This window comes from Paraburkholderia sp. BCC1884 (assembly GCF_900996225.1).
Classification (GTDB): Bacteria; Pseudomonadota; Gammaproteobacteria; order Burkholderiales; family Burkholderiaceae; genus Paraburkholderia.
In genome coordinates, this window is sequence record NZ_CAAJGL010000070.1 from 1 (window position 1) to 25,597 (window position 25,597).

At 63.1% G+C, this 25,597-nt stretch carries 20 protein-coding genes; 10 read left to right on the forward strand and 10 right to left on the reverse strand.

Annotated features, from left to right (window positions below):
- Positions 1-779, reverse strand: a 779-nt coding sequence (locus tag FQ705_RS15200) for a phage late control D family protein (protein ID WP_186307875.1), incomplete at its 3' end; no start/stop codon positions are given.
- A 633-nt stretch (positions 780-1,412) separates the two neighbouring features.
- Here FQ705_RS15200 and FQ705_RS15205 point away from each other — a divergent pair.
- The 6 genes from FQ705_RS15205 to FQ705_RS15230 all read left to right on the forward strand — a co-directional run bounded on the left by FQ705_RS15205 (position 1,413) and on the right by FQ705_RS15230 (position 8,272).
- Positions 1,413-1,889 carry an acyl-CoA thioesterase gene (locus FQ705_RS15205; protein ID WP_260854521.1) on the forward strand — a complete coding sequence of 159 codons (477 nt, stop codon included), beginning with the start codon at positions 1,413-1,415 and terminating at the stop codon, positions 1,887-1,889.
- Positions 1,890-1,893: 4 nt separating this feature from the next.
- Positions 1,894-2,832, forward strand: a complete 939-nt coding sequence (locus FQ705_RS15210; RefSeq protein ID WP_144142478.1) for a branched-chain amino acid ABC transporter permease — start codon at positions 1,894-1,896, stop codon at positions 2,830-2,832.
- Entirely contained in the window at positions 2,825-4,099 is a 1,275-nt protein-coding gene (locus tag FQ705_RS15215; RefSeq protein WP_144142480.1) for a branched-chain amino acid ABC transporter permease, read from the forward strand. Before FQ705_RS15210 ends, FQ705_RS15215 begins: the two co-directional genes overlap by 8 nt.
- The gene (locus tag FQ705_RS15220) at positions 4,096-4,848 is read left to right on the forward strand and encodes an ABC transporter ATP-binding protein (RefSeq protein WP_144142482.1); all 753 of its coding nucleotides are present in this window, start codon (positions 4,096-4,098) and stop codon (positions 4,846-4,848) included. Before FQ705_RS15215 ends, FQ705_RS15220 begins: the two co-directional genes overlap by 4 nt.
- Positions 4,845-5,558, forward strand: a complete 714-nt coding sequence (locus tag FQ705_RS15225; RefSeq protein ID WP_144142484.1) for an ABC transporter ATP-binding protein — start codon at positions 4,845-4,847, stop codon at positions 5,556-5,558. Before FQ705_RS15220 ends, FQ705_RS15225 begins: the two co-directional genes overlap by 4 nt.
- Before the next feature lie 527 nt (positions 5,559-6,085).
- The gene (locus FQ705_RS15230; RefSeq protein ID WP_260854524.1) at positions 6,086-8,272 is read left to right on the forward strand and encodes a hypothetical protein; all 2,187 of its coding nucleotides are present in this window, start codon (positions 6,086-6,088) and stop codon (positions 8,270-8,272) included.
- Positions 8,273-8,333: 61 nt separating this feature from the next.
- On the opposite strand, the gene iolB is transcribed toward FQ705_RS15230, so the two are convergent.
- The 7 genes from iolB to FQ705_RS15265 form a co-directional block, all read right to left on the reverse strand.
- On the reverse strand, positions 8,334-9,134 hold the full coding sequence (gene iolB, locus FQ705_RS15235; protein WP_144142488.1) for a 5-deoxy-glucuronate isomerase: 801 nt from the start codon (positions 9,132-9,134) through the stop codon (positions 8,334-8,336).
- The gene (iolE, locus tag FQ705_RS15240; RefSeq protein ID WP_144142490.1) at positions 9,131-10,054 is read right to left on the reverse strand and encodes a myo-inosose-2 dehydratase; all 924 of its coding nucleotides are present in this window, start codon (positions 10,052-10,054) and stop codon (positions 9,131-9,133) included. Before iolE ends, iolB begins: the two co-directional genes overlap by 4 nt.
- A gap of 10 nt (positions 10,055-10,064) precedes the next feature.
- Positions 10,065-12,038: a 3D-(3,5/4)-trihydroxycyclohexane-1,2-dione acylhydrolase (decyclizing) gene (iolD, locus tag FQ705_RS15245; protein WP_144142492.1), complete on the reverse strand. Its 1,974-nt coding sequence runs from the start codon at positions 12,036-12,038 to the stop codon at positions 10,065-10,067.
- Positions 12,035-14,089 carry a bifunctional 5-dehydro-2-deoxygluconokinase/5-dehydro-2-deoxyphosphogluconate aldolase gene (gene iolC / locus FQ705_RS15250; protein WP_144142494.1) on the reverse strand — a complete coding sequence of 685 codons (2,055 nt, stop codon included), beginning with the start codon at positions 14,087-14,089 and terminating at the stop codon, positions 12,035-12,037. Before iolC ends, iolD begins: the two co-directional genes overlap by 4 nt.
- Positions 14,090-14,153: 64 nt before the next feature.
- On the reverse strand, positions 14,154-14,957 hold the full coding sequence (locus tag FQ705_RS15255; RefSeq protein WP_144142496.1) for an ATP-binding cassette domain-containing protein: 804 nt from the start codon (positions 14,955-14,957) through the stop codon (positions 14,154-14,156).
- A 20-nt stretch (positions 14,958-14,977) separates the two neighbouring features.
- Entirely contained in the window at positions 14,978-16,162 is a 1,185-nt protein-coding gene (locus tag FQ705_RS15260; RefSeq protein WP_144142497.1) for an ABC transporter permease, read from the reverse strand.
- Positions 16,163-16,354: 192 nt separating this feature from the next.
- Positions 16,355-17,401 carry a sugar ABC transporter substrate-binding protein gene (locus FQ705_RS15265; RefSeq protein WP_144142499.1) on the reverse strand — a complete coding sequence of 349 codons (1,047 nt, stop codon included), beginning with the start codon at positions 17,399-17,401 and terminating at the stop codon, positions 16,355-16,357.
- A 275-nt stretch (positions 17,402-17,676) separates the two neighbouring features.
- Between FQ705_RS15265 and FQ705_RS15270 the strand changes: the two genes are divergently transcribed.
- From FQ705_RS15270 to FQ705_RS15285, 4 genes are all read left to right on the forward strand, one after another.
- Complete coding sequence (locus tag FQ705_RS15270) at positions 17,677-18,558, forward strand: MurR/RpiR family transcriptional regulator (RefSeq protein ID WP_144142500.1); 882 nt, start codon at positions 17,677-17,679, stop codon at positions 18,556-18,558.
- A complete protein-coding gene (gene iolG, locus FQ705_RS15275; protein ID WP_144142502.1) occupies positions 18,551-19,567 on the forward strand; it encodes an inositol 2-dehydrogenase in 1,017 nt (338 codons plus the stop codon). Before FQ705_RS15270 ends, iolG begins: the two co-directional genes overlap by 8 nt.
- Positions 19,567-20,595 (forward strand): Gfo/Idh/MocA family oxidoreductase, encoded by a 1,029-nt coding sequence (locus FQ705_RS15280; RefSeq protein WP_144142510.1) that lies wholly within the window; start codon positions 19,567-19,569, stop codon positions 20,593-20,595. The genes iolG and FQ705_RS15280 overlap by 1 nt, the downstream gene beginning before the upstream one ends.
- Before the next feature lie 132 nt (positions 20,596-20,727).
- Complete coding sequence (locus tag FQ705_RS15285; RefSeq protein ID WP_144142511.1) at positions 20,728-20,955, forward strand: sulfurtransferase TusA family protein; 228 nt, start codon at positions 20,728-20,730, stop codon at positions 20,953-20,955.
- 148 nt (positions 20,956-21,103) lie between these two features.
- On the opposite strand, the gene galU is transcribed toward FQ705_RS15285, so the two are convergent.
- Complete coding sequence (gene galU / locus FQ705_RS15290) at positions 21,104-21,985, reverse strand: UTP--glucose-1-phosphate uridylyltransferase GalU (RefSeq protein ID WP_144142504.1); 882 nt, start codon at positions 21,983-21,985, stop codon at positions 21,104-21,106.
- Between the two features lie 71 nt (positions 21,986-22,056).
- Complete coding sequence (locus FQ705_RS15295; protein WP_144142506.1) at positions 22,057-24,939, reverse strand: valine--tRNA ligase; 2,883 nt, start codon at positions 24,937-24,939, stop codon at positions 22,057-22,059.
- Positions 24,940-25,597: the final 658 nt, after the last annotated feature.

A 25,597-nucleotide genomic window follows, 5' to 3' on the forward strand; every position in this document is an offset into this window, starting at 1 on the left:
ATGTTTGTGCCCTTGGCAAAGCCAGGAGAAGCGGGTGCCTTGTAATCGAAGGTGCGGGTCGTGAGTGTCGTGCTTTGCAGTGTTCGCGTGCCCGACCACTGAACCAGGGCATCGGCTTCACTGTTTGTGCCCGCGCGATAAAACTGCACTGTCTGCGGTGAAAGAGGCTGGCACGTGTCGAGACTGTCCGTGACGATGAGCGTATGCGATTTACCGTCGCTGGCCTGCTCAAAGTAGCCGAACAGCCCTTCGTTTTCCATCAACCGGTGGACGAAATTCCAGTCGTCCTCGTATTGCATGCAGAACGAACGCGAGGGCAACGGCTTGCTCAACGCAAAGCGAAATGCACCTTGGGCCTGCGGATGCATGTTGAAAACATCCGTCAGGATTTCGTCGGCCGACTTGTCCTGCCAGATTCGTGCGTCCTTGCGAAAGCGCAGGAAAAGCATCCATGATGCATAGCCGATCTGATAACTGGTGAGCCCGCTGTCCGACCCAAGACGCCGTGCGGTATGCACGTATCCGTGATGAGGCAGATAGGACCTGTCCGTCTGTTGAATCCAAAGCGTCACCGGTTGGGCGATCAGTTTCTTGAGTTCAATCGTGTCGGAGGTGGACACGACATCAGCCGTGAATTCGTAGTGGCGGCCAATCCGTGAATAACCAATCACCCGTCGGGGCGACAGGACATTACTGCCCAAGGGGCTATCCAGCTTGAGCAGACGGTCGTTTTGCACGAGCCCGCCAGTAAGTGCCCCGATGGTGTCTTGCGCTCCCATATCGCCTCTATTCTGTCCTGATTGACTGAGCACCGCTTAACGCGCGATTTTACGAAACTTCAGATAAATGGGCCAGCTATCCAATGCGAGTGGCATATATTTAAAATACTGTCGGATTGGTTCCCGAATATTCATCTGGCCGGGTTTGGATTACGATGCGCGGTCTCAGATGGTGGCAACCAGATTCTCCAATCTGGCTTGGTATTTACAGGAAGCGGGATTCGAGACCCGAATTGTTCGGCTAATGTAAAAAAATGATAATAGCGATCCGTATTGCTTTTCTTGATCCGCAGCTTCTCGACTGCTACTCGTCGGGTCTCAACTCGTCCGTGTAGAGGCGGGTCTCGATGAGCGGTTCGATCGCCGCCTGTTAGTCCTTGACCAAGGCATTGCCGAAAACCTGCTCTTCCGGATTTCCGCCTATCGCCTTGTATCGTGGACTTCGTCCACATCCTGCACTGATAGAATTACTCCGGATTTGTCCTTCGATACCCAGCCCGTGCGTTCCGGCTTCCTGGCAGAGCGAATGCGAATGCGGAACTTCATATCCGTCGACCTCTCATGATTCGAGGTTCGGGGTGAACATGGGTGTCAGGAAATACAGTTAGAGGCGCCAGGCTCATTCGGATATCTATGGACAAAAACTTGGCTTCAGGTGGGCTTGTCAGGCCCAAAGCGTCGGAGCGAAAGGATTTTCGTCACTTCCTGCCGATCACCACACGCTGGATGGACAACGACGTCTACGGCCACGTAAACAACGTCGTCTACTACAGCTACTTCGACACGGTCGTGAACGAGTATCTGATCCGCGCCGGCGTGCTCGATTTCGAACACGGCGCAACGATCGGTCTGGTGGTCGAGACACATTGCAGCTACTTCGCCCCGCTGGTATTTCCCGAGCGTATCGACGCGGGCCTGCGGGTGGTGCGGTTGGGCACGACGAGCGTGCGTTACGAAGTAGGGCTCTTCAAGGAGGGCGAGGATCAACCCGCCGCGCAAGGACACTTCGTGCACGTGTACGTGGATCGCATAACGCGCCGTCCGGTGACCTTGCCCGACGAATTGCGCGCGGCGCTCGAACCGCTAAACGTTGCGACGCCCGCGGAGTAGGCGCGTGCAGTCTTTCGTCATCAATCTGCTGAACGGCATCAGTTACGGGCTGCTGCTCTTCATGCTTTCAGCCGGACTGACGCTGATTTTCAGCATGCTAGGCGTGCTGAATTTCGCGCATGCGAGTTTCTACATGCTGGGCGCTTACGTCGGTTTTTCGGTGGCCGCGCATGCCGGATTCTGGAGCGCGCTGGTGCTCGCGCCACTCGTCGTCGGTTTGCTCGGCGCGGCGCTGGAGCGCTGGCTGTTGCGCCGGGTTCGCGCACACGGCCATCTCGCCGAATTGCTGCTGACCTTCGGCGCCGCGTATCTGCTCGGCGAACTGGTCAAACTGGTGTGGGGTTTGAGTCCGCTTTCCGCCACCGTGCCGCCGGTTCTCGACGGTCCTTTGTTCACCGTCTACGGCGCGGCCTTCGCACGCTACCGCGCCTTCATGATGGCGGTGTCGCTCATCATGCTGGGCCTGCTGTACGCGGTGTTGCGCGTGTCGAAGGCGGGACTGATCGTACGCGCCGCGCTCACTCACGCGAGTGCCGTCGAAGCGCTCGGCCATAACGTGCCACGTGTCTTCACCGGCGTATTCGCGGCCGGCACGGCGCTCGCCGCGCTGGCGGGCGTGATCGGCGCGCCGCTCTTCGTGATCGAACCGGGCATGGCGGAATCGCTCGGCTCGATCGTATTCGTGGTGGTCGTGATCGGCGGTTTGGGTTCGTTGGGCGGCGCGTTGGCCGCGTCGCTGCTGGTGGGCTGCGTGCAAACGCTGGCCGTGGCGAGCGATGTGTCGCTGGGCGATGCGCTGTCGGTTTTCGGCGCGTCGTTGCCGCCCGAATGGGATGGCCTGACGCTCGCGCAACTCGCGCCACTGATTCCCTACGTGCTGCTCGTGGCGATGCTGGCGCTGCGGCCACGCGGGCTGTTCGGCCGGCGTGACGATCATGCGTGAACGGTCGCGGGCCGCTGCATGGCGCTCGCTGGCTCCCTGGCTGGCGCTCGTTCTCTTTCTCGTCGTGCCGCCGTTCGTCTGGCCGCAAAGCTGGCTGCTCGCCTATCTTGCGCAGACCGCGACGATGATCGTGTTCGCTCTCTCGTACAACCTGCTGCTCGGCGAAACCGGCTTGCTCTCGTTTGGCCATGCCGCGTTTTCCGGCCTCGGCGCCTTGCTGGCCGCGCACGTTTTCAATCGCCTCGGTGTCCCGCTCGTGCTGTTGCCTTTGCTCGGCGGGATCGGCGGCGCGTTATGCGGCGTGCTATTCGGTTTTATCTCGACGCGTCGCGCCGGCACCGCCTTCGCGATGATCACGCTCGGTCTGGGCGAGCTCGTGTCGGCCGCTTCGTGGACGCTGCCCGACTGGTTCGGCGGCGAAGCGGGCGTCGCGATCGATCGCACGAGCGGCCCGCTGTTTGGCAGCTGGAGCTTCGGCCCCGCGCGCGAGGCCTATGCGTTGATCGCGATCTGGTGCCTGCTGGCGAGCGGCGCGATGTTCGCGCTGTCGCGCTCGCCCTTCATGCGGCTTGCCAACGCCGTGCGCGACAACCCGGCGCGCGCGGCGGCGATCGGCTGCTATCCGCGCCGTATGCGCTACGGCGTGGTGGTGCTGTCGGCGTTTTTCGCGGGCATCGCGGGGACGCTGGGGCTGATCAATATCGAACTGGTCTCGACGGAAAGCGTCGGCATGATGCGCTCGGGTGCGGTGCTGATCGCCACGGTGATCGGCGGGACGGCGGCGTTTTTCGGGCCGGTCGCGGGTGCGATCGTGCTGACCTTGTTCAGCGTCGTGGTCGCGAGTATGACGCGCGCGTGGCTCTTCTATCTGGGACTGTTCTTCATCGTGATCGTGGTCGTGTCGCCGGATGGGTTGACGGGCTTCGCACAGCGTCACGCCGCGCGCGTAGCCGGCCACGGCTGGCAAGTGTGCCGAGCGCTCTATCTGTGGGGGACGGCCGCCGCGCTACTGTGGACCGCCGCGATCGTGCTCGCCGTGCAATGGGCTTACGCGGCGCAATTCGGCGTGGAAGAGGGCGCGGCCGTCTCCACCACCGGCCTGCCGTTGACGGCAATTTCGTCACCGCTATGGCTCGGCGCGACGCTCTGTGTGCTGGTCGCTTCAGGCGCCATGTCGACGCTTGGTGCGATTCGCGCGCAAGCACGCCTCGCGCCTCGCGTCACCGTGCGTCGGGGCGCCACGCACACCGACGGAGCCGCGCGATGATCCCTGCTCTCGCACTATATGGCATCGAAAAACGGTTCGGCTCGACGCGTATTCTGCGCGGTGTCGACCTTGCGATCGAACCCGGCGAGCGTCACGCGCTGATCGGCCCGAACGGCGCGGGCAAATCGACACTCTTCAATCTGATCGCCGGCGCCACGCGGCCGAACGCCGGACGTATCGACCTGTTCGGTGCGGAGATCACGCGGCTCGCGCCGGCCGCGATCACGCGTCGTGGTCTTGCGCGCAGTTTCCAGACCACCAGCGTCTTCGCGCGGCTCGGCGTATTCGACAACCTGCGCTGTGCGGCGATGCTGTCGGAACGCGACCGCGCGCGCTGGTGGCAGCGCTTCACCGGCTCGCACACCGTCGACGCCCGCGCGGAACAGGTGCTCGAAGCCGTCGGCCTGAGCGATCAGCGTCACGTGCCTGCCGGCACGCTCAGCTATGCCGGGCAGCGCGCGCTCGACCTCGGCATCGCGCTCGCGAGCGGCGCGCACACGTTGTTGCTCGATGAACCGACCGCCGGCATGAATCGCGCCGAAGCCGCGCGCACGATCGAACTGATCCGCGAGACCACGGCCGGTCGCACGTTGCTGATGGTCGAGCACGACATGGACGCGGTCTTCGCGCTCGCCGACCGCATTTCGGTGCTGGTGCAAGGACGCATCATCGCGAGCGGAACGCCGGCGGCGATTCGCGCGGACACGGCCGTGCGCGCCGCGTATCTCGGCGAAGGGTTCGACGCATGAGCGCCTTGCTCGAGATTCGCGAACTGAGCGCATGGTATGGCGCGAGCCAGGCTTTGCACGGCGTGACGCTGCATATCGAAGCGGGCGAGGTGCTGGCGCTGGTCGGCCGTAACGGCTCCGGCCGCTCGACCCTGGCGCGCGCGATCATGGGACTCGTGCACAACCAAGGCGAATTACGTTTCGCAGGCCGCTCGCTCGATGGCTTGCGCACCTTCGAGATCGCGCGTCTCGGGCTCGGTTACGTGCCGGAACATCGCGACGTTTTCCCAACCCTGAGCGTGCAGGAGAACCTGCAACTCGGCATCGCGCCACGAACTCGCGGCCATGCCGCGCGCTTCAGCCTCGACGACGCCTACGCGTTGTTTCCGGTCCTGAGCGAACGCAAACGCACTCGCGCGGGAGCGTTGTCGGGCGGCGAACAGCAGATGCTGACGCTCGCGCGAGCCTTGCTGGGCGACCCCGACCTGTTGCTGATCGACGAGCCTGGTGAAGGCCTCGCGAGTCTCGTGATGACGCAGATCGGCGAATGTTTGCGCCTGCTGCGTGATCGCGGCGTGGCGATGCTGTTGATCGAACAGCGCCTCGTGATCGCACAGGATATTGCCAGCCGGGTTGCCGTGATGGGACATGGCGAGATCGTATTCGAAGCCGACCTCCCGACTTTTTTGCAGCGTACCGACGTGATGCAGGAATGGCTCGGCGTGGGCTGACCGGCACAGTTTTCCATGAGCCGGATATTGCAGCGCGGCAAGCTCGTCGACCCCGGCTTTCGACGGGCTTACCGGCATCTCCCCACCGAGATGTTCGACTCACGGCCCTGAAGCACCGTGAAATCGCGTTTGCATGGCGTTTGAATCCAATCCGGCGACGCGCCGCATACGCCCACTACACGCGGCTCCTGGATCACTGCATCGCTCGATTCAAACGCTTGATCGTTTGGTGAACGTCCTCCAGAAATCTTGTCGGCAGCGCGCTGACAAATCAAGACAATCAGGTCAAAGGCGCGCATCGGCGAGTTGATGTTTAAAGCCGCTGTTTGTGCTCTCGATCATGCCGCGATCGACGCGCGAAAAGACGCGTCGCGGCTTCAGGAGGAGACATCGTGAAACAGAGACGCGCAGTGGACGAACCGGTGGCGCATGACGATAGCGCGCTATCTTTGAGCTCGCCTTCCGGAGAACACGTGGGGCGCTCACCTGCCTGGCGCTCGCACCTCGGCGCAGGCGCCGCGCTTCTGATGGCCGCTGCGTTGCTGATGTCCGCATGTGCCGACGCGAGTTCGACCACGAGCGAGGCGGCATCGATGCCCGCGCCGTCGAAGCCGACGGATTTGAGCCGCAGCGATAACGCGAGCGCCGACGTCGCGCAACCCACATCCTCGTCACGCCCCGCGCTCGAACTCGCGAAAGCCAAACAGCTAGCCGCCGAACAGAGCGTCGCCGGGCGCGTGCCATCGGCGAGCGGCATGGCCGAAAAACGCAGCCGTCCGTTGACGCTGCGCGACTCCGGCATCGACGGCTCGCTGATGTTCGCGCGCGACGTCGACTTCCGCGTGACCGGCGATATCGGCTTCATGATTCACGACATGGCGGCGACACTGAGCCCGGCTCGCCCCGGTCAGCCGATTGTGTTCGACGATCCGACCAGCGTGACCATCAACGTGCATCGCGGCGACGTGACGCTTGACGGTGCGAAACTCACCGCGATCTTCGACCGCTATCTGTTCCAGTATCAGGGCTCGCCGTTGCGCAACATGAAGGTCGTGCCGCAGGACGGCGGCAGCTTGCGCATCACCGGCGAGATGCATCGCGGCACGTGGGTGCCGATCGTCCTGAGCGGCTCGCTGTCGATGCGCAATGCCGACGAACTGGTGTTCCATCCCGATCACGTCGAAGTGGCCGGCGTGGGCGCGGACAAGCTGATGCAGGCGGCCCATGTGAAGATGGCCGACCTGTTGACGCTCGACACGCCGATTGCGCGGCTCGACGGCGACGACGTCGTCATGCAGGTGGCCAAACTGACGCCGCCGCCCGCGCTGCGCATGACGATCACACGCATCGATACGAGCGCCGCCGGCGTGCGCTTCACGCTCGACGACCGCACCGTGCCCAACATCGCGTGGCCCGCCAGCATGCCGGCTCGCGGCATGCTGGTGCAGGGTGGCGACGTGAAATTCATGCGCTCGATGCCGATGAACATCGACATGGCGATCACGCCGCTCGACGCCAACGCCCCCTTCGTGCTGGACCTGTACCACTATCGTGAGCAGATGGCGGCCGGCTATCTGACCTTCGACGAAGCGGGCGCGCTGGACGTGCATCTGCCGTCGTATACGACGCTGGCGAGCGCGGCGAACGAGCCGCCATTGCCAACCGGCAGCGCCGCCGCGCGCTTCAACGACAGCTACATCCGCGCGCAACAGACCGCGCTCGCGCAGGCGCGGCTCGTCTGGCAACACGTGCCGCAAAACTTGCGGACTGCTTCCGTGGCGCGTGCGATTCCGGTCGGCACGCGCGCGGCGTTCTCAGGGCAGCGCATGGCGGCACCGGGTTCGGCGCTGGGCGATGAACGTCGTTCGCCGGGACCCGTGCCGTTGATTCATGTCGAGAACGTGGATTTCTACGTGTCGGGCCACATCGGCTTTCACGTGCGCTCGCTCGACGCGCAAATGGTCCCGAAGCATCCCGGCCAACCCGTCGATCTGGACGATCCCGATCAGTACGATATCCGCATCATCGGCGGCGAAGTGGTGGAGCCGTGGCCCGCGATGGCCGCGCTATTCAACGACTACCTGCTCGACTACGCGCCGCGCTCGCTCAACGATCTGCAGTTGAAACCGGTGGATGGCAAGCTGGAAGTCACGGGCGGCATCAAGCTATGGAATCATTTCCCCGGCGTGTGGTTGCCGACCACGATGAGCGGCACGATCGTCGCCAAAGACGAACGCCATCTCGTCTATGAACCGACCTCGGTGAAGGTGCTCGGCGTGCCTCAAGCCGGACTGCTGCGCGCGCTGGATATTCCGTTGGCCTCGTTGACGCCGTTTACGCGTAAGGGCGTGAAGCTGGAAGGTAACCAGCTGGTGTTCGATCAGTACACGGTATTTCCGCCGCCGGTCCTGCAGGGACGTCTCGCGAGCGCGACGGTCACCGACGAAGGCCTCGTGCTGAAGTTCAGGCGCGACGCCGCCGTACCGCCCGCACGGCCGCCGGCGAGCGCAGGCCGAAGCTTCGTATGGATCGAATCGGGTGACGTGAAGATGTTCAACTCGCTGGTGACGAACACGCGGACGTTCATCCAGGACAGTTCGAACCCAGGCGTGATGAAGTTCGATCTGTATGGGTATCGTCACGATGTGTCGAAAGGCACTGTGAGAATGGGCGCCGACGGCGGCCTCGACGTGGATCTGGCCGCGCGAAAGTAAGCGAAGAGAAACCGCGCGCGGCGCTTCGTCAAAAAGCGCCGCGCGTGAAATTAGCCCAGCTTCAATCTTCCTTATTGATGATCCACTCGTGCGCCGGATCGTTACGGAAATGCCAGACGCGCTGACCGCCCGCCATCACGTTCAGATAATACGAGTCGTACCCATACGGCACGATCACGGGATGATAGCCGCGCGGCACCATCACCACATCGCGATTCTCGACGGCCATCGACTCGTCGATATCGCGCGTATCGGTGTACACGCGCTGGAACGCAAAACCTTGCGGCGGATCGAGGCGGTGGTAGTAAGTCTCCTCGAGCGAACTCTCGTGTGGGACGTTGTCGGTGTCGTGCTTGTGCGGCGGGTAGCTTGACGCGTGACCGCCCGGCGTTCTCACTTCCACCACGAGTAGCGACTCCGCCGGTTCGGTCTGCGGAAGAATATCGCAGACGTATCGCGTATTCAGCCCTTTGCCGCGTGTGGCGCGCTTCATCGAAGCGGGCTCGATCAGGCGCGCCGAAAGCTCGCCTTTGGCCGGGGCGCTCGCCACGCCGATCTCCGCATCGCGATTCGCCCGAACGATGGCTCGCACGCCTGGCGGCAAGTACACGGCGTAGGGCGCGGCGTCTTCGAATACGCTATCGCGTGAACCGAGCGAGGTCCATTTGGTTTGCTCGGTTTCGATATCGACTGCGCCCGTCAGCACGACGATGCAGACCTCGCGCTTCGGTTCGAGCACGTGCACGACTTCGTCCGCACCCAGCCGATAGGCGGCGAATCCCACGTAGCGCCAGAACGCCGACTCGGGCGTGACCCGCGCGATCGTCTGGCCCTCGCGCTGCGCCTTTACGAGCAAGCTCATGCTGCCTCCTGTTCAGTCGTGGCGGCGCTGTCGAGCGGGGCATCGGCTAGGTCGCGTAATGTCCTGAAGCCTTTTTGCGCGTACTCGTACGATGGCGCCACCACCGGGTCCTGTTCTGCTTCGACCACCAGCCAGCCTTGATAACCGTGCCGCTTCAGCCGCGCGATGATCGCGGGGAAATTCACCGCGCCGTCGCCCGGCACCGTGAACGCGCCGTTGATGACCGCCTCGAGAAAACTCCAGTTGCGGTTGCGCGCCAGTTTCATGACGGCGGGTCGAACGTCCTTGCAATGCACGTGGCACACGCGGCCAATATGCTTGTCGAGCACCGCCAGCGGATCGCCGCCGGCGAACGTGATATGCCCCGCGTCGAACAGCAGGCCGACTGCATCGCTCGTTCGTGCCATCAATTGATCCACGTCGGCCGGCGTCTCGACATAGGCGCCCATATGATGATGGTAGGCGAGCCGCACGCCACGGCTCAGCGTATAGCGCGCGAATTCGTCGACCCGTGCGGCGTAGGCGGCCCACTGCGCCTCGCTGAAAAAACGCGGCCGTTGATACAGCGGCTGCGGCGCGCCCTGAATCGAATCGGCGACTTCGCCGTACACCATGGCCGTCGCGCCGTTCTTCGCGAGCAGATCGAGATGCGGACCGACCTCGGCGATTTCTTCTGCGACGCTGCGGCGGGCGAGTCGGCCGGAATACCAGCCGGACACCAGCGCGAGATCGTATTGTGCGAGCAAGGTTTTCAAGGCCTGCGGCTCACGCGGAAACTTGTTGCCGAGTTCGAAGCCCTGATAGCCGATCTCGCGGCCTTCCGTGAGCGCCACGTCGAGCGGCGTCTCGCCGCCGAGCGAGGGCAGATCGTCGTTCATCCACGATAAGGGATTGATGCCGATACGTACGTCGAAAGTCATGCTGGCGTCCTCAATCGTTGTCGGTGTGCGCAGAGGTGTCGGCCGCGCTTTCCGGTTCCGCGCGCGCCAGAAGCTGCGCGTCGTATTTCGCGCGTGCTTCGCGGACCGCGCTGCGTGTCGAGACTTCGGGCACGGCGACTTCCCACCACCAGCCGCCGTCGTCGGTGGTGCGGGCCGGGTCGGTGTCGATGCTGACTACGTAGGTGCGATCGGACGCGCGCGCGCGTTGCAACGCCGCTTCGAGTTCGCCGATGTTCGCCACGTGCTCGGCCTGTGCACCGAGAGCGCGCGCATGCGCGGCGAAGTCGATGTGCGGCGCACCCAGCGGCCCCTGCATGCAGTCCGCCAGCAGATTGTTGAACGGTGCGCCGCCGCAGGCTTGCTGCAAGCGGTTGATGCATCCGTAGCCGCGATTGTCGAGCACCACCACGATCAGCTTTGCGCCGATCATCACCGAGGTCGCGATCTCGCTGTTCATCATCAGATAGCTGCCGTCGCCGACCATCACGATCACTTCGCGCGCGGGGCGCGCGAGCTTGACGCCGAGGCCGCCGGCGATCTCGTAGCCCATGCACGAATAACCGTACTCGACGTGATACGCGCCCGGCTTGCCGGCGCGCCACAGCTTATGCAATTCGGCGGGCAGGGTGCCGGCCGCGCACACGACGATATCGTTGGACGCCGAACTCGCGCTCGAGCGTTGCACCGCGCCGATCACGTCGCCCTCGTAAGGCAGCACGGTGTCGCGCTGCGGCGCATGCGTGAGCGTGCTTACCGTATCGCGCCAGCCGGCCGCGAGTTTGTGGGCCCGCGCGGTCCATGCGCGGTCGGCGTGCCAGCCTTGCAACGGTTCGGCGAGCGCGTCGAGCGCGAGACGCGCGTCGGCTTCGACCACCAGCGCGCGATGCTTGAGGCCGTCGAACGCATTGGCATTGATGCCGATGACGTCGGCTTCGGTGAACAAGGTGTTCGAGCCGGTCGTGAAGTCTTGCAGGCGTGTGCCGATGGCCAGCACGCAATCGGCGTCGTGGGCGAGGGCATTGGCGGCCGGTGAGCCCGTCACGCCCAGCGCGCCCGCGTTCAGCGGATCGTTCCATGCGAGCGACCCTTTGCCGGCCTGGGTCTCCGCGACGGGAATGCCGTGGGTGGTGGCGAAGCGTTGCAGCGCATCGGCGGCGCGGCCGTAGAGCACGCCGCCGCCCGCTACGATCAAGGGACGTTTGGCGCGCCGCAGATGCGCGCAAGCGGCGTCGATCTCTTCGGCGCGCGGCGCGGGCGAATGGAACGTAACCGTGCGCGGCGCGAAGAACTCGACCGGGAAGTCCCAGGCCTGCGCCTGCACGTCCTGCGGCAGAGCGAGCGTGACGGGGCCGCACAACGCGGCGTCGGTCAGCACGCGCAGCGCGCGCGGCAAGGCACTCAGCAACTGCGCCGGATGCACGATGCGATCGAAGTAACGCGACACGGGTTTGAGCGCGTCGTTGGCGGAGACGCCGCCGTCGTGGAAATCCTCGACCTGCTGCAGTACCGGATCGGGCGCACGCGACACGAAGATATCGCCGGGCAGCAACAGCACCGGCAGCCGGTTCACATGCGCGAGCGCGGCGGCAGTGACGAGGTTGGTCGCGCCGGGACCGATCGAGGTCGTCACCGCCATCATGCGACGGCGAAAGTTGGCCTTCGCATAGGCAATCGCGCTATGTGCCATCGCCTGTTCGTTGTGGGCACGCAGCGTCGGCAACTGTTCGCGATGCTGATGCAAAGCCTCGCCGATGCCCGCCACGTTGCCGTGTCCAAAGATCGCAAAGACGCCGCCGAACAGCGGGTCGGTGCCGTGGCCGCTGTCGCTGGCAACCCGCTGCGCGGCGAGATAGCGGACCAGCGCCTGCGCGGTCGTCAGGCGGACGGTGCCGCCCGACGGCACATGGGATTGATCGGCGTCGTTGGCGGACGCCGCATCGTGATGCAAGACGCGCTGGTTCATGCCGCCTGCTCCTGATGGAGAGTGTGCGCGGCGTCGGCCCGCGCGCTGATGGGGCCGCGCGCCGCGCGCCACGACGCGATCAAGGTTTCGAACGTGCCGCGCACGCGCGCGATCAGCTCGTCGTCGCCGATTTCGCCGGCGAGCCAGGCACGGCTCGGCTCGTGGAAGATGGTGCGGCCCACGGTGAAGCCACGGCAGGTTGCCGATTGCGCCGCCGCGCGAAAGCCTTCGTTCAGTTGCTCGACTGCCGCCGACAAACCGAGCAGCACCACACCGCGGCAATACGGATCGCGCTCGGCGATCAGCGCGTCGACGGTTTGCCATTGAGCGGCGTCCATCGGTTCGAGTTTCCACCACTCGGGATAGATGCCGATGTTGTACAGACGCTTCAACGCGCGATACACGATGTCGGGCCCTTGCGGCAGATGGGCATGTCTGGGCGGAATCACCTCGAGCAGCAACTCATGGCCGCTTGCCTGGGTCGCGTCGTAGAGCGCGCGCAATTGCGCTTCCTGTTCGAGGCGCTGTTCGACAGGTTCGTCGGGATGAAACTGCACGAGGCACTTCACCACGTGTTCCTGCGGCCACGCGATCAGCGAGGTGCCGATCGAGCGGCCATGATCGAACACGAGCGGCACGGAGCCGGGCAGTTCGACCGGACGGCCGATCCACCAGCCACGGCCGGTGGCCGCGTTCAGCGCGTCCTGGCCGTAGCGGTCGTCGATCAATACGCCAATGCGGCCTTGCAGTCCCAAGGCGCGCTCGGTTTGTGCCGCGGCTTCGACGAACAAGGCCTTGAGCTTCGGGATGCGCGCCAGGTCGGCGCCGGTTTGCTGGGCGAGTTCGAACAGCTGGTTGCGATGGTCGAACGCGAAGCCGAGCACTTCGTCCCACTGCTTGCGGGCAGGGGAAACGCGATGCAGTCGCGCCAGTGTCGCGTCGCGATCCGGCCGGCGCATGCGCTGCGGATCGGCTTTCGCTTCGCGCAGGAAGTAGTCGAGTTCGGCGGGCGTTGGCATGGCCGGCGCGCAGCCGTGACGCGAGACGACCAGCGCGCCGCTTGCATTCGCCGCGCGCGCGCAGGCGTCGAGCGGTCGATCGCGCAACCATCCGGAGAGGAAGCCCGAGGCGAAGGCATCGCCCGCGCCGAGCACGTTCAGCACTTCGACTTCCACGCCGCCTTGCATCGGCAGATCGTCGAGCGAGGCGGGCACCGCGCCGTCGATGATCTGGCAGCCCATCGGCCCGCGCTTGAGTACCAGTGTGGCCGTCGTCACGGCGCGCACCATCGCGAGCGAGTCGACCAGTTCGGCTTTGCCGCCAGCGATGCGAAATTCCTCTTCAGTGCCGATCACCAGATCGAACAGCGGCAAAATGCCCTGCAAATGCGCGCTGACACCCTCGCTTGCGACAAAGCGCGTCTCGCCATCCGCCTTGCCCGTGAGTCCCCATAGAACCGGACGGTAGTCGATGTCGAGCACGGTCCGCACGTTATTGCGCCGCGCATATTCCAGCGCGCGGCGGCTCGTGCGGTTCACCTGTTCGGTGGAGAAATGCGTGCCGGTAATCAGCAGCGCTTTCGACGAGGCAATGAAGGCCTCGTCGAAATCCGCTTCGTCCACGGCCATGTCCGCGCAGTTCTCTCGATAGAAGATCAGCGGAAACGTATCGCGGTCTTTCAGGCCGAGCAGCACCAGTGCCGTCAGGCGTTCCTGATCGACGCGCACGTGGCTGACGTCGCACCCTTCTTTAGTCAGCGTCTCAGTGAGAAAGCGCCCCATGTGATCGTTGCCGACGCGCGCCAGCATCGCCGCTGCGAGTCCGAGCCGCGCGCAGCCGAAGGCGATATTCGCCGACGAGCCGCCGAGATATTTGGCGAAGCTCGACACGTCTTCGAGCCGCGCGCCGACCTGCTGCGCGTACAGGTCGACGGCGAGGCGGCCGAGGCAGACGAGGTCGCGGCTGCGGCCCGGCGCGAAACGGCTGCCGCTTGCCGGTGTGGCGGCCGCGGCGTTGCTGGCGGCCCCGCTGGATGTGCTGGAATGAGCCATGAATAGTCCTGAATAGCTGAACGCGGCGACCGGCGTGGGAGCGCCGGCCACGCACGCGAATCGGTCAGATCGTCGCGCCTTCGAGTTCGCCGATCATCTTCTGCATCTCGGCGCCGCCGGCCATCATGTCGAGGACTTCGTCCTTGCTGATGGTGTCCATGGTAAAGGTGCCGAGCGATCGGCCGCGATTGAGCAGCGTGAACGAATCGCCGATCGGATACGCGTGGTGTACGTTGTGCGTGATGAAGATCACCGAGATGCCTTTGGCGCGCGCCTTGTGGATCAGCTTGAGCACGTTGAAGCTCTGCTTCACACCGAGCGCGGCGGTCGGCTCGTCGAGAATCAGCACGCGCGCGCCGAAGTGGATCGCCCGCGCAATCGCCAGGCACTGTTTTTCACCGCCGGACATCGTGCCGATCGGCTGATGCGGGTCGCGCACGTTGATGCCCATTTCCGCGAGCTTGTCACGCGAGGCGCTCGCGCATTCCTCGAGGTCCATCACGTTGATGAAGCCGAATAGTTTCTTTTGCGGCTCGCGTCCCATGAAGAAGTTGCGCGCGACCGAGAGCAAGGGCACCAGCGCCAGATCCTGATAGACGGTAGCGATGCCGAGATCGAGCGCATCTTTGGGCGAGGTGAAACGCACCGGTTTGCCGTCGACCCGATACGTGCCTTCGCTCGGTTGATGCACGCCGGCGAGCGTCTTGATCAAGGTCGATTTGCCGGCGCCGTTGTCGCCGAGCAGGCAGTGCACCTCGCCACGCTTCAGGCGGATCGTGATGTCCTTCAACGCAATGATGTTGCCGAAATAGCGGCTGACGTTTTCGAGCGAGAGGATGTCGTCGTCGCCCGGTTCGATGGTGGTCATCGTGAACTCCTTGCCGAAATTTAGCGAGACGCCGCGACGCGGCTGCGCACGTAGTGATTGAAGAGCACGGCGACCAGCAGCATCACACCGAGGAACACGCGGAACCAGTCCGAATCCACGTTGGTGTAGGTGATGCCGATCTGCACGACGCCGAAGATCAGCGCGCCGAAACAGGCGCCGACCACCGAGCCGTAGCCGCCGGTCAGGAGCGTGCCGCCGATCACCGCGGCGATGATCGCTTCGAATTCGGCCTGCAGGCCGCGGTCGGCTGCGGCCGAACCGATGTCGCACACTTGCAGCACCGCATACAGGCACGAGCAGAAGGCGGTCAGCACGAACAGCGAAATCTTCACGCGCCGCACGGGCACGCCGACGTTCTTGGCCGCGTTGGCGTCGCCGCCGACGGCGAAGATCCAGTTGCCGAAGCGGGTTCTCGCCAGCGTGAAGGCGCACACGATGGCGAGCGCGAGCCACCACAACAGCACTTTGGGAATGCCGGGCACGAGCGGCATCCCGTTGTCGAGCATTTTCACGAGTCCCATGTGCCCAAGCCAGACGAATACGTCTCTGAACGCCACGCCCTGGAAAAGCGTGTGCGCGAGCCAGTCCTGTTTGGCGACGTCGCCGACGCCGGAGATGATGGTGCGGTCGGCGAACATCACCGAGAGCGCCAGCGTCAGGCCGCGCAGGATGAACAGGAAAGCGAGCGTGACGATGAACGACGGCAGTCGCGTGCGCATCACGAGATAGCCGTTCAGCGCGCCGAGCAGCATCGAGCCCACGAACGCGAAGATGATGGCAAGCCAGATCGGCCAGTGGAAATACATGGTGGGCAGCGCCACCATCATGCCGGCGAAGCCGATCATCGAGCCGATCGACAGATCGAATTCGCCCGCGATCATCAGCACGGCGGCGCCGACCGAGATCAGCCCCAGATAGGCCGCGACTTGCGACCAGTTCATCACGCCGTCGAGGTTGAACATCCCCGAATTGCCGGCCGCCACGCCGAACACGATGAAGACCATCGCGGTGCCGGCCAACGCCGCGAATTCCGGGCGGTTGAGCAGATGCCGGAACCACGATTCCTTGCGCACGCGCTCGTCGGCGGCGACGGCGGTCGTAGTCGCAGCCGGTGCTGACGGATCTTGCGGATCGACGGGGGGCTGTTTGCGATGATGAGGATGGAAAAGGTTGGCTACACCCATGAAGCTCTCCTTGATACGCCGTTGGGGCAACTGATTCGCGGAAACCCGTGGGGCGTTTGATGCAGGTGAATGCATTAGAAGCTGCACGTAAAACATGACGAACGGGTGCGTGCGGACCGGGCCAGAGCGATCTGGCCGGTCCCCGTTCGTTTCATGCTTGCCGCCAGGGTGGCGGCGTAGGTGCTACACGGTCTAGCGGTATTGCCCCGCGTACTTGAGCACCTTGTCGACATTGGCTTTGGTGATGAAGCCGGGACCCGAACCGATGTTGCGCGGTCCATACGAAGGCGCGAGACCGTAAGTGGCAAGCCGTGCCTTGAACTTCGGATCGGCTTCAAGGATCTGGCGGATCTTCGTGGGGTCGGTGGTGTGATTTTTCTTCACGATCGCAAGCACGGCGACCGGGATATAGCCTTGCAAGTACGGCTGCTGGTCGATCGCGAACTGGATCGTGCCGTCCTGAATGCCCTTCGCGATGTCACTGTCGAAGTCGAACGTCGCAAACCAGACCTTGCCCGCAAGGCCCATCTGTTGCAGCGCCTTGATGGTCGGATCGGCCGAGAGCGGCCCCAGTGCGAGTACGGCCTGGGTGTTCGGATGATTGCGCAGATAGGCGCTCACTTTCGATTGCACGCCGGTCGGGTCCTGCCCCGCGTCGAGTGTCGAGGTCTTGAAGTCGACCCCGAGCGCTTCGGCAAAACCACGGCAGCGTTCGAACGAAGCCGGATTCGTAGCGTAATGGTTCACGCACAGGAACGACTTGATGCCCGCCGCTTTGGCCTTTTCTCCGGCCGCTTTGCCGGCGGCATATTCAGGCTGGCCCACGTGCATGATCGCGCCGAGTTGGGCGCTTTGCTGTTCGGTGCCCGAATTGATCGTGACTAGCGGAATGTGCTTTTCGGTGATCTTGGCGATCGAGCTTTTCAGCACGTCGAAGTCGGCGATCGACACGATCACGCCGTCGTAATTGCGTGCGGCGGCCTGTTCGACCAGTCGTGCCATATCGGCGATGTCGCCGTTCGGCGGGTTGCGGTAGTCGGTCTCGACGTTGAAGTCTTCGTCGGCCTGCTTGATGGCGTTCTTGATGGTGTTCCACCATGAATCCGAATCCGGTGCGTGGCTGATCAGCACGAAGTGAGCGTCAGCTGCGCTGGCGCTCGAGGCCGCACCGAATCCCGTCGCCAACGTCAATGCCGTCACCAGAATGCTGAGCGCACCCTTGCCCTTGCAAAGTCTCATTGTCTCCACCTTTCTCGGTCTGTCGTTATTGAAGGGAGCGTCTGGCAGGGCAAACGTGCTGTGCAATCCGTCACACGCATGCGCCGGAACACCATCGCTCACGACCAAGATTAGGCCATCTTCCAGCCTGTTGCAATGAAAATTTCATGACAAATAAAAATGGAAAATACATTCCATTTGATGAGGTGCCTGCCTATAATCGGCAGCGTCAGGACGCCGTGCGGCGGGCATTACAGGCGGTTGCCGCACTGCAATAAAGCACTTAAGAGAGAGCCATGGCGGAAGAGAGCACCGAAGATTTGCCGAGCGTCGAAGAATTGATGCAGCGCATCGCGGAGAACTACGAGGCGCTGCCGCGTCAGTTGAAGAACGTCGCGAGTTATATCGAGCAACATCGCTCCAGCGTGATGGTGGATCGCACGAGCGACATTGCCGCGAGTTGCGGCGTGCACCCGTCGGCGGTGGTGCGCTTCGCGCAGCGCTTCGGATTTTCCGGGTTCTCCGATCTGCAGGCGGTGTTTCGTCAGGCTTATACGGGACAGGGATCGTCGGCGACCAGTTATCAGCAACGCATTCGCAAGTTGATCGACGAGAAGCCCGGCGCTTTGTCGGGGGGCTCGGTGGCGCGCGAATTCATTGCGGCGTCACGCGGTGGGCTCGAAGAACTCGAGGCGGGTCTGGACGACAAGCAGTTCGACGCCGCCGTCAAGATGCTGCAGCAGGCCGACAACATCTATGTGATCGGCGTGCGGCGCTCGTTTCCGGTGGCGAGCTACATTGTCTACGCGCTGCAGCACACGCCCAAGCGCGTGCATCTCGTCTCCGGTTTCGGCGGCATGTACCGGGAACAGATTCGCAGCGTGAAGAAGGGCGACGTAGTGATCGCGATCAGCTTCGCGCCGTACGGCAAGGAGACGCAGTATTGCTTGCGCGTCGCTCATCATCATCAGGCGAAGACCCTGGTTATTACGGATAGCCAACTATCGCCGTTGTCCCGTTATGCCACCACGCAACTGTATGTGAAAGAGGGCAGTGCATTCGCATTTCGCTCGCTGACCAGCACGATCTGTTTGTGCCAGGCGTTGTTCATTGCGCTTGCGTACAAGCTCGAATTGAACGTTGAAGAATCCAAAGACACTGGAGGATACGATGACTGATGTGGCAAAGACGATCGACGTAGCCGTGTTCGGCGCGGGGCGTATCGGCAAGATTCACGCGGCGAATCTCGCGCGGCAACCGGGCGTGCGGCTCAAGTACGTGGTCGACGTAAACCGCGAGGCGGCTGCGGCGCTCGCGGCCGAGCATGGCGCGCAGGTTGCGGATATCGACGGCGCGATGGGCGATGCCTCGATCGGGGCCACGGTGATCTGTTCGAGCACGGACACGCATGCGGATCTGATCGTGAAGTCTGCTGCGCAGAAGAAGCATGTCTTTTGCGAGAAGCCGGTCGACCTGACCCTGGAGCGGGCTCGTGCCTGTGCCGAAGCGGTGGAGCGGGCGGGCGTGGTGTGCATGATCGGCTTTCAGCGGCGCTTCGATCCGACGTTCTCCGCCTTGAAGGCGCGACTCGACGCGGGCGAGATCGGCACGCCGGAAATGCTGGTCGTGACGAGCCGCGATCCGGGCGCGCCGCCGGTCGAGTACATCCGGCATTCGGGTGGCATTTTCAAGGATATGTTGATTCACGACTTCGACATCTTCCGCTGGATTCTCGACGACGAAGCCGACACGCTGCATGCCACGGGCAGTTGCCTGAGCGACCCGGCGATCGCCGAGGCCGGCGACATCGATTCGACGGCCGTGACGATTCGCACGAAGCGTGGCCGGTTGTGCCAGATCAACACTGCCCGTCGCGCGGCTTATGGCTACGACCAGCGCTTCGAAGTGCTCGGCAGTGCGGGCATGCTGCAGGCGGGCAACGTGCGGCCGACGGAAGTCACTGCGTATTCGAAAACGGAAGTGTCGAGCGACGTGCCGGAGGCGTTTTTCCTCGAGCGATATCGCGCGGCGTATGCGTTGGAGATTGCCCATTTCTTCGACGCGATTACCCATGGCAAGCCGGTGCGCACGACGGTGGCCGATGGTCTGAAAGCGCTCGAACTGGCTGATGCGGCCACGCGTTCATGGCGCGAGGGACGCGCGGTCAAACTCGGCGAGGCATCGTGATGACGGCGGGCGCGGGGCGGTTGCGGGTGGGTGTGGTTGGCTTGGGGCGGCTCGGCAAGCGGCATGCGGAGAACCTGGCGTATCGCGTGCCGGGGGCTTCGCTCGTGGCCGCTTGCAGTCCGGTGGAGGAGGAGCGGGCGTGGGCGCGCGAGGCCTTGCCTGCACCGCGTCTCTACGACGACTACGCTGCATTGCTGGCGGATCGCGAGGTCGATGCGGTATGGCTGGTGACGCCGTCGTCATTACACGCGCAGCAGATTGTCGACGCCTTGCGCGCTGGCAAGCATGTGTTTTGCGAAAAGCCGTTGTCGCTCGATCTTGCCGAGTGCGAGCGGGTGTTGGCGGAGGCGGAGCGTTATCCGCATCTGGTGGCGACGATTGGTTTCATGCGGCGCTTCGATCCGAGCTATCGCGACGCGTTCGACAAGGTTCAGGCCGGCAAGATTGGGCGGCCGTTTCTGGTGCGCTCGCAGACCACGGATATGAACGACACGGAGGGTTTCTTCGTGCGCTTCGCGGCGACGTCTGGCGGGATTTTTCTCGACTGTACCGTGCACGATATCGATGTCGCGCGATGGCTGCTGGGCCGGCCGCGGGCCAAGCGGGTGTTCGCGGCGGGGGCGGTTGCGTTGCACGAAGGCTTGCGGGAATTCGACGACGTCGATAACGGTGTGGCGATTTGTGAATTCGAAGATGGGAAGTTGGCGATGTTTTATGCATCGCGGACGCAGGCGCATGGGAACGATACGCATAGCGAGGTGATCGGCACCGCGGGTGGATTGACGATCGGGCGCAATCCACGGGCGAATCGGGTTGAGATTTATGATGCCACGGGTGTTCGTAATGAGTGCACGCCGAGCTTCTTTGACCGGTTCGAAGAGGCGTTTTTGTATGAGGCGCGGGCGTTTGTCGAGGCGGTTGGGGGGGGCGCGCAGGCCGGCGCCACGCTCGGCGATGCGCTGGAGGCCACGCGGATTGGGGTGGCGATGAGGGAGTCGTTGGTGTGGGGGGAGGCGGTTGATTTGTGAGGGGGTTTTGTCTGCATGGCAAGCAAAAAGCCGAAAACCACCCCCGAACACCCTCCTGTAGAATCTCCCCAACCCCGGTCGTCAACAAAAAAACCGACACCCCGTCCACCCCGAAGGTCATCGTCGATGCAAATTCAGATTCACAAGGAAGTCGATGCGCGCGGGCTGCTCTGTCCGCTGCCCATTTTGCGCGCCAAGAAGGCGCTCGCCGATATGGAAAGCGGCCAGATCCTCAAGGTGCTGGCCACCGACCCCGGCTCGCAGCGCGATTTCGCCGCGTTCGCCAAACAAACGGGCAACGAAATCATCGAAAGCTCGGCGCAAGACAAGGTCTTCACGTTTTTGATGAAACGCCGCTAAGCCCGGCAATCCACCAAGCCGTCAAGTCGCGAACCGCGCAGACTAAACAAAAAGGCGCTGTACCCGCCAACACGGGATACAGCGCCTTTTTTTACATCAGCGTGATGCTATCGAGAGGCAAATCCAGCCAAAGCGCGACTCGCGCCGTTCAGCCTACCAGCACCGGTGAGCGGGTGCGCAGATATTCTTCGAAATCCGCCGCCACTTCCGGGTGACGCAGCGCGAACTCAACCGTCGCCTTCAGATAGCCCAGCTTGCTGCCGCAATCGAAACGCGTGCCGTGATACTTGTAGGCCAGCACCTGCTCGTCGGCGAGCAGCGACTGGATCGCGTCCGTCAGCTGCAATTCGCCGCCGGCGCCCGGCTTGATCGAGCGGATGTGATCGAAAATCCGCGGCTTCAGTACGTAGCGGCCCACCACGCCAAGGTTCGAAGGCGCCACGTTCGGCTCCGGCTTCTCGACGATGCCCGACATCTTGATGATCGAGTCTTCCCACTCCTTGCCGTCCACAATCCCGTACGACTTGGTTTCCTGGTGCGGAATCTCTTCCACGCCGATCACCGAGCTGTGATAGTGGTCGAACACCTCGATCATCTGCGTCATGACTGGCGGCGTGCCGTACAGCAGGTCGTCCGCGAGAATCACGGCGAACGGGTTGTCGCCCACCAGCTTCTCCGCGCACAGCACCGCGTGGCCAAGACCCAGCGCTTCCGGCTGACGCACGTAGAAACAGTCGACATGGCTCGGCTTGATGCTGCGCACCAACTCCAGCAACTTGTCCTTGCCCCGCGCTTCCAGCTCGGCCTCGATTTCGTATGACTTATCGAAGTGGTCCTCGATCGCGCGCTTGCTGCGGCCCGTGACGAAGATCATTTCGGTGATGCCGGCCGCCATTGCCTCTTCCACCGCGTATTGAATCAGCGGCTTGTCGACGATCGGCAACATCTCTTTCGGGCTCGCTTTCGTGGCAGGGAGGAACCGGGTGCCAAGACCTGCTACCGGAAATACCGCCTTTGTAACTTTTAGCATGTGATTACCCTGAATCCTCTGTTTAGCTTTCGGTCCTGCCCGCCGCGACAAGGGCGGGCATGGAGCGTCGATCAGGCCGGCAAGCGAGCCAGTTGGGCTTTCAGCTTGCCCACGGTGACTTCGAATTCAGCCAGTCTTTTCTGCTCCTGCTCTACGACTGCCGGTGGCGCCTTTGCAACGAAACTTTCATTCTGCAGTTTGCCATTGCACTTGATGATTTCCGTGCTCAACCGCGCAATCTCTTTCGACAAACGCTCGCGCTCGACAGCGACATCGATTTCCACCTTCAGCACGAGCTTGTCACTACCTACGATAGCAATTGGCGCGCCATCCGCTTGCGCATCCAGGCTTGCCTCGTCGGCAATGATCTGCACTTCCGACAAACGGGCCAACGCCTGAGCATACGGAGCAAAGGTACGCAGGCGCTCCGCATTGCCGGCGGCGAGCAACGGCACCTTGACCGCCGGCGACAGATTCATTTCGCCACGCAGGTTCCGGCACGCATCGATCACCGCTTTCAGGTCGGCCGCCCATGCTTCCGCGTCTTCATCGATCTTCGACGGTTCGGCAACGGGGTACGGCTGCACCATGATGGACGCTTCGCCCTCGGCCATGCCCTCGGGATAACGCCCGGCCAACGGCGCCACTTTCTGCCACAGCGCTTCGGTGATGAAAGGAATCACCGGATGCGCGAGGCGCAGCACCGTCTCGAGCACGCGCAGCAGCGTGCGGCGGGTGGCGCGCTGCTGGTTCGGCTGACCCGTCTGGATCTGAACCTTGGCAAGCTCGAGATACCAGTCACAGTATTCGTCCCATACGAACTTGTATAGGGCGTTGGCCACATTGTCGAAACGATAGTCGGCGAAACCCTTGGCGATTTCAGCCTCGACGCGCTGCAGGCGCGAGACGATCCAGCGGTCGGCGGGTGAGAAGTGCAGATGGCCGTCCGGGCCGCATTCGCCGCACTGTTCCGGCTTGCCGAAACCGCAATCGTGGCCTTCGCAGTTCATCAGCACGAAACGGGTGGCATTCCACAACTTGTTGCAGAAATTGCGATAGCCCTCGCAGCGCGCGAGATCGAAGTTGACGTTGCGCCCCAAGGTGGCCATCGACGCCATCGTGAAACGCAGCGCGTCGGTGCCGAAGGCCGGAATGCCTTCCGGGAACTCCTTGCGGGTTTTCTTTTCGATCGATGCAGCCTGCTTCGGATTCATCAGGCCAGTGGTGCGTTTGGCGACCAGCGTGTCGAGGTCGATGCCGTCGACGATATCGATCGGGTCGAGCGTATTGCCTTTGCTCTTCGACATCTTCTGGCCTTCGGCGTCGCGCACGAGACCGTGCACGTACACGGTGTCGAACGGCACCTTGCCGGTGAAGTGCGTGGTCATCATGACCATGCGCGCGACCCAGAAGAAGATGATGTCGAAGCCGGTGACGAGCACCGACGACGGCATGAAGTGCTTGAGTTCCGGCGTTTCGTTCGGCCAGCCGAGCGACGAGAAGGGCACCAGCGCCGACGAGAACCACGTGTCGAGCACGTCTTCGTCACGCTTCAGGGCGCCCGTGTAACCGGCGGCGACAGCCTTGGCGCGCGCCTCTTCTTCGGTGTTGGCGACGAAGATCTCGCCGTTTTCGCCGTACCACGCCGGAATCTGATGACCCCACCAGAGTTGGCGCGAGATACACCAGTCCTGGATGTTCTCGAGCCACTGATAGTACGTGGTGCTCCAGTTTTCCGGCACGAACCTGATCTCGCCGCTGCGCACCACGTCGAGTGCGGTTTCGGCGATCGATTTGCCCGGATTGAAGGTGCCTTGCGGCGCCGGCTTGCTCATGGCGACGAACCATTGGTCCGTGAGCATCGGCTCGATGATCACGTTGGTACGATCGCCGCGCGGCACCATCAGCTTGTGCGGCTTGGTCGATTCGAGCACGCCGAGCGCTTCGAGGTCGGCGACCACCTGCTTGCGGGCGTCGAAGCGGTCGAGGCCGCGGTATTTTTCCGGCGCGTTGTCGTTGATCTTCGCGTCGAGCGTGAGGATCTCGATCATCGGCAGGCCGTGGCGCTGGCCGACCGCATAGTCGTTCTGGTCGTGCGCGGGCGTGACCTTGACCACGCCGGTGCCGAATTCGCGGTCGACGTAGTCGTCGGCGATGACCGGCACTTCGCGGCCGGAGAGCGGCAGCGTGACCGTCTTGCCGATCAGGTGCAGGTAGCGCTCGTCTTCCGGGTGGACCATCACGGCGGTGTCGCCGAGCATGGTTTCCGGACGCGTGGTGGCGACCGTCAGATGGCCCGAACCGTCGGTGAGCGGGTACTGGATGTGCCAGAGAAAACCGTTTTCTTCTTCGCTGACCACTTCGAGATCGGAAACGGCGGTCATCAGGACCGGGTCCCAGTTGACGAGGCGTTTGCCGCGGTAGATCAGGCCTTGTTCATACAGGCGTACGAAGACGTCGCGCACGGCGGTCGACATTTTGTCGTCCATCGTGAAGTATTCGCGCGACCAGTCGATCGACGCGCCGATGCGGCGCACCTGATTCGTGATGGTCGAGCCGGATTGCTGCTTCCATTCCCAGACGCGTTCGACGAATTTTTCGCGGCCGAGGTCATGGCGCGAGACACCTTGGGCGTCCAGCTGGCGTTCGACGACGATCTGCGTGGCGATGCCTGCGTGGTCCGTGCCCGGCACCCACAGGGTGTTTTCGCCGAGCATGCGGTGATAGCGGGTGAGGCCGTCCATGATCGTCTGGTTGAAGGCATGGCCCATGTGCAGGGTGCCCGTGACGTTCGGCGGCGGCAGCTGGATCGAGAAGTCTTTCTTGTTCGCGTCGAAGGACGGCGCTGCGTAGGCGCGCTTTTCCCATTCGGGTCCCCAGTGGGCTTCGATGGTATGCGGCTCGAAGCTTTTGGAGAGGGTGTCGGGTGAGGTGGCGCTCGGGGTCTCGCTCATGTGGCTGTCAGCTGGTGGATGCATGGAATGGTTGATTATAAGCGGCGAGGGGGGGGTGGGGATTTTTTGCCGGGAGGGGGTGTCTGGTTGGCTGATTGGGGTTTTGGCCTTTCCTTGAGGTCACGGTGGTCTATTAGCGTTCCCCCTGTGCGGGGGGGCACTCACTTTCTTTGCCGCCGCAAAGAAAGTAAGCAAAGAAAGCGGGCTCACACCGCCAGCCGGGAAGCGGCCCCTCCGGCTTGGAGGAGGCAGTGGTCCATCTGGAATCCGGGCCGTCGCGCACTCCACGTTCGTGACAAAGCCATCATCCCTCCCGCCCGGCGCTGCGCGCGGCGGATGGGTCCACCGAAACCGATGGTTTGGGAGCGGCCCGGGGGCGCGCGCAGCGCCGCCGGAAGAATGACTGCTGTGCCACGAACGTGGAGTGCGCGGGGGCCCGGATTCCAGATGGGCCGCTATCGTCGCTGCGCAAGGGCCCCACTTATGAGCTGGCGGTGTGAGCCCGCTTTCTTTGCTTACTTTCTTTGCGGCGGTGTATGGAACTGGGACATAGGTAACAGGTGTATCGGGACATGGGTAACACTTCGGAAACGTTTTTTCCGGAGCTGGCCATGTCATGGAACCCGAGAGATACCGTGAACCTACGTCTGGAATTTGT